At 40.2% G+C, this 4,297-nt stretch carries 3 protein-coding genes and 1 pseudogene; 3 read left to right on the top strand and 1 reads right to left on the bottom strand.

The window, feature by feature from the left end; genetic code table 11:
- The first annotated feature begins 48 nt into the window (after window positions 1–48).
- The gene (locus PX636_RS07985; protein ID WP_288116687.1) at window positions 49–540 is read left to right on the top strand and encodes a LabA-like NYN domain-containing protein; all 492 of its coding nucleotides are present in this window, start codon (window positions 49–51) and stop codon (window positions 538–540) included.
- 111 nt (window positions 541–651) lie between these two features.
- Here the strand turns inward: PX636_RS07985 and PX636_RS07980 are convergent, their stop codons facing one another.
- Complete coding sequence (locus tag PX636_RS07980; protein WP_288116685.1) at window positions 652–1,827, bottom strand: esterase-like activity of phytase family protein; 1,176 nt, start codon at window positions 1,825–1,827, stop codon at window positions 652–654.
- A 37-nt stretch (window positions 1,828–1,864) separates the two neighbouring features.
- Between PX636_RS07980 and PX636_RS07975 the strand changes: the two genes are divergently transcribed.
- Complete coding sequence (locus PX636_RS07975; protein ID WP_288116684.1) at window positions 1,865–3,052, top strand: tetratricopeptide repeat protein; 1,188 nt, start codon at window positions 1,865–1,867, stop codon at window positions 3,050–3,052.
- A 254-nt stretch (window positions 3,053–3,306) separates the two neighbouring features.
- Window positions 3,307–4,248, top strand: a pseudogene (locus tag PX636_RS07970) (LOG family protein); the annotation flags it as partial.
- Between the last annotated feature and the right edge of the window lie 49 nt (window positions 4,249–4,297).

Raw genomic sequence — 4,297 nt, 5'->3', positions numbered from 1 at the left:
GGTCTTTGTCATTGTAATGGTGGCGGTCGTCCGAAAGATCGCCTTTCGATTTTTGTGGATGGCAATAATATGTTTTATGCTCAACAAAAAAATGGCTGGTTTTTTGACCCGCGTAAGGTGTTAAATTACTTCACCAACGACCCGAATATTATGTTAATTAATGCCTTTTGGTACACGGGTTTAAAAGATTCCCAAGATCAAAGAGGTTTTCGCGATGCTTTAATTAGTTTGGGTTATACGGTGAGAACAAAAATTTTGAAAGAATATTATGATGATAGTTCCGGTCGTTTTTCCCAGAAAGCTAATTTAGATATCGAAATTGTCGTCGATATGTTTAATACCGTCGATCAATACGATCGAGTGATTTTATTTAGCGGTGATGGCGATTTTGAACGAGCGATCGAACTATTGCGCTCTAAAAATACTCATATTACCGTAGTTTCTACGGAAGGGATGATCGCTAGGGAATTGCGAAATGCCACCGATCGCTATATTGACCTGAATGATATTCGCAAAGATATCGAAAAAAGTGATTATTAATCGGCCGTTTTCTCTTTAAACCGGCTATTTATCCCATTTTTCTTTATTGGTAGTCCTCACCCCAATCCTTCTCCCAGAAGGGGATAGGTGAGGGAATTAACCATCTCTTGTTTATTTTTCCTTGAGTCGAAATAGTAAAAACTGATTGACCTGATTCGGATTAAAATTATCATCACTGACTAAAATCAAAGAGCGACTGCCATCAGCTAATCTTGGACCGAGGGTCATTCCTTCCAAATTATCTAAATCAATCCCCAAAGTCCCTAAATCTAGTAATAATTTTTTCCGCAAGGGTTGCACCTGTAAAGCTTCTAATTCTCCCGGTATCCGAGCAATTTTCGAGGTATCAGTGGCACTCCCATTAACTACCTGAAATAGTTTCGCTCCAAAACCTTCTAAACCAAAAGTTCGCTCTAAACTGAGAAAATAACCCTCTTTTTCTAAAGCTAATAATTCCGTTAAACCGTAGTATCTCGCACCACTGGGTGGCTCATCTAACACATACAATTGTTCTGATACTAACACAGGCGCACCAATCGGATCAATAACATAATGAAGAAGTCGCACTCTGAGATTTTCTGCTCTTTTTCCCGTGGGACTATCTTGAATTAACGCGCTTTCTGTGGCAGTAAACAAACGAAAAGGATCGTCTTTGAGAGTGCTGGTAATCCCTAAAGTTAAGGATTCAAACCCTAAATTATCCTGTATTCCTTTTTGATTGCTATCATCTGGTAAAAAGCGATTAGGAATTAACAAAGACTCCTTTAATTGTCCCTGCAAATCAAATTCAGCAATAAAAGGAGCAATTCCCTCTTTAACCGCACCTTCACTGGAAATAAACAAAGTTTGTCGGGGCGAAAAAGCGATACCTTCCGGGTCGATCGATCCCTTTTTAAACGTTTCTCCCTTGCCATCTTTTAGGAACGTGACTGCCTCTAAATTCACTTTTTCGATTTTTTCACCATTTATCTGCAAACTAGCCCGATAAAAGCGGGCCGGAGCTTTCTGAGAACGATCATCACTGAGGAGATAAAAGCGGTTATTGGCACGATCGTATGTAATTGCCGATAATCCCCCCACCCTTGTCCCTTGATAATCCGCTTGTGGCAATTGATATTCTCCCAAAAACTCGACCGAGAGGGGTAGAAACATTCGTTGTTCTGCTAAAACTTGCGGGGAGACACCACAGGCCCCCAGACTAAAGGTTACAATCAAACTAGCAATTAAACCCAAAATTGGGAAACGCAAATTTTCGGCAGTCAGTCTCTTATAGAATCGATCGATCACAAAATATCATCCTCTACTACGCTCCTATCAATCTATTATGCTACGTTTTTCTCTCAGTTTATGGCTCTGTTTGATCGGTACTTCCCTTCCTCTCCTAGCACAAACAGAAACCCCTGCACCCAATCCCCTCGAAACTCCCCTAAAAAGTCCTTTATTACCCGCAATCGATCGCCCTTTAACTCCCTTGGAGCGTCGTCAACTGTTATTATACATCGATCAACGCGATGCTGAAGCTCAAGCTAAATACGATGCGGGATTAAATGAGGAAGCTTTTCCTATCTGGTATGAAGTGATTAAATTAAATCGTTATTTAGGAGCAAAAGAAGAAGTAAAATCTTTGGGAAAAGTGGGGTTAGCAGCTTGGAATCGAGATCGAACTGAGGATGTTAAATTAATTACTGCTCGTTTAAAAGCTCTGCAACAAACTGCGGAAACTAACCAGACAATGGACGGGGAATTATTAGCATTACTAGGTACATCATATCAACAGGTACGAGCTTTTAATGAGGCGATAATTATCTATGATAAAATCCTAGCTAATGCCAGACAATCCCGGGATAATGTGGCAGTAGAAGCCACTTTAAATAAACTTGGTCAAATTCATTTATCCCGTTTTGATTATCAAAAAGCAGCCCCAGTCTATGAGGAATTATTAACTATTTCTAAGGCGCAGAATAATTCTTTAACTCAAGGAATTTATTTGCAAAGACTAGCAGAAATTTATCGAGAATCTTTGCAACCAGCTAACGCCGTGAAAATTAAAGAAGAAATAGCTGAAACCCAGATCAGAAATCAGCAAATACAGTTAATCCCCGCTCTAAAAATTCAAATTGGTTTAGATTACCAAGCTTTAAAAGATGCAAATAAAGCCAGCCAAAACTTTCAAGAAGCCTATTCTCTCGCTTTTGCTTTACAACAGTACGGCAGCGCAGGAGAAGCTTTAAATAAGTTGGCCGAACTCTATAAAAGTTATCAACAGGTGGATTATGCTTTACAAATCTATCAAGAATTAATTAAAGTCCATGAATTGGGTTATAATTACTACGGTTTAATGAATACCTACGATCAAATCGGTCAAATTTATCTAGAGAGAAAAAATTATCCCCAAGCTTTACTCGCTTTCCAAAAAGGTGCGGAATTAGCCCAAGCTATCCGTTATCGTGAACAATATTTTCAAACCCAAATCACCCAAGTTAATCAAGCAATAAATAATCCTGAACAGTGATCTTTAAGTCTTTGAATAGTTAACTAATGGACATATAAGTAGGTGGGTGGAATTAAATATAAGATGAACGTAGGTTGGGTTGAAGCATGAAACCCAACGCCCGCATGGGTTACGCTACCGCTAACCCATCCTACAAATAATTGTGCCTCCCTACTTAAATGGGGAAATGGGGACTAAGAAATATCTTCCCCAACACCCTAAAACCCTAAAAACCTAAAACCCCAACACCCTAAAACCCAAAACCCAACCCACCAATGGAAAATTCCTATTCTCAATTAACCGAAGACTTGCTGAAATTGGTGCAACATTTACCCCACTTGAAAGATGGTAAATGGATTCAAAGAGCTCTGGAAGCAATAGTCAGAATTGCCGAGGAGGAAATCGATCGCCTGGATTGGAAAATTTTAACCTACGCGATCGAAGATCTAGAAAAGGGATTTCAGGTATTTTACCCCTACCGTCACATTCGTAAACTTACCATTTTTGGCTCGGCACGCATCAAACCCGACAGCAGTGAATACCGTCTGGCAGTGGACTTCGCTCGCTGTATTAGTCAATACGGTTTTATGGTGTTAACCGGTGCTGGGGGTGGCATCATGCAAGCAGGTAACGAAGGTGCTGGACGGGAAAATTCCTTCGGATTAAATATTCAGCTACCCTTTGAACAGGGAGCTAATCCGTATATCATAAATGATGCCAAATTAATCGATTTTAAATATTTCTTTACCAGAAAACTATTTTTTCTGCGGGAAAGTGACGCAGTAGCTTTATTCCCCGGTGGTTTCGGCACCCAAGATGAGGCCTTTGAGACGCTTACCCTCTGTCAAACCGGTAAATACGGACCTGCACCCCTAGTATTAATTGATGAGCCTGATGGGGATTACTGGCAAACTTGGCAAGAACAAATTAGTGAAAATCTGCAAAAAAGAGGACTGATATCCGCCGAAGATCGGAATTTTTATACAATTACCAACGATCTAGACCACGCTTGTCAAACAATTCGCCACTTCTATCGGGTGTATCACTCCAGCCGTTTTGTGGGAGAATCCTTTGTTATTCGTCTTAACCACGAACTAAGCGGGGAACAGATCGAACAAATTAACCAAAACTTCGGCGATATCCTAGTTAAGGGGAAAATCGCACCTAGTCAAATTCTAGAACGAGAGAATCGGGATTCCACCCACCATTTACCGAAATTTTGGGTTAAAGCCCCGTCCTTTTAGGACGGCTTTTTAAACTATATCT

Origin of the sequence: Microcystis sp. M53598_WE2, assembly GCF_030067735.1 — a bacterium.
Classification (GTDB): Bacteria; Cyanobacteriota; Cyanobacteriia; order Cyanobacteriales; family Microcystaceae; genus Microcystis; species Microcystis aeruginosa.
The sequence above is the reverse complement of the archived record's forward strand: the minus strand, read 5'-3'. Positions and strand labels throughout refer to the sequence as shown.

Coding starts and splice junctions, on each gene's coding strand:
- PX636_RS07975 (WP_288116684.1), top strand. CDS start 1,865: ATGCTACGTTTTTCTCTCAGTTTATGGCTCTGTTTGATCGGTACTTCC.